We start from the raw sequence: 759 nt of genomic DNA, 5'->3' as shown, positions 1-759 counted from the left end.
GTAGGTGCCGACGAAGGTGCCGGCAGTAATTGGCCCGGTGGGTACACGGTCCGCACCCTGCACGTCGTTGGTCAGCACATTACCGGTCAGGGTCAGCTGGTTCTCGGTAGCGGTAACGGCGTTGGTATCGCCTGCCGCGGTCGGCACGTCGTCGACGATATTCACATCGATGGACCCGCTGGCAGTGCTGCCGTCGGTGTCCGTCACACTGACCGTAAAGCTCTCGCCCAGGCTGTTGGTGCCGTTGGCGTTCTGGTGGGCCTCGTTGTCGAGCAAGGTGTAGCTGTAGGTCACCACGCCGGTCGAGGCGTCATAACCGGTGATGGTCAAGGTATTGCCCAGCGCCGTGGTGGCCGATTGCGGGAAGCCGCTGGCCACGCCGCCACTGACCACGGTAATGCCACCGACGGTCAGGGTTTGCACACCGTCCAGCGCAGTCACCGTGAAGCTGCCAGTTTGCGTCAGGGCCGGAATATTCGGGTTGCTGCCGTCGCCAAGGTTCTTCTCGAAAACCGTCAGCTCGCCGCCTTCAACGTTCAAGCCATTGAGAGTCACCGGATCGTTGAGGTTGGTGACATTGAGCACCAGGTTGGCGGTGGATACGTCACCATCAGCATCGGTCAGGGTGTAGGTAAAGGTCTCGACCCCGTTACCGCCGCCATGCAGGTTGAAGAAGTCCGGATCGGCAGTGTTCAGCGTGTAGGTGTAGGAACCGTCGGCGGCCAGCACCAAGGTGCCGTAGGTGCCGACGAAGGTGCC

1 protein-coding gene is annotated in these 759 nt (G+C 61.8%); it reads right to left on the bottom strand.

The window, feature by feature from the left end; all coding sequences use genetic code 11:
• Nucleotides 1–759: VCBS domain-containing protein (locus tag UB48_RS26765; RefSeq protein ID WP_045202375.1), on the bottom strand; the 759-nt coding region annotated here is incomplete at both ends.

This window comes from Pseudomonas sp. 2(2015), from assembly GCF_000955865.1.
GTDB lineage: Bacteria > Pseudomonadota > Gammaproteobacteria > Pseudomonadales > Pseudomonadaceae > Aquipseudomonas.
The sequence above is the reverse complement of the archived record's forward strand: the minus strand, read 5'-3'. Positions and strand labels throughout refer to the sequence as shown.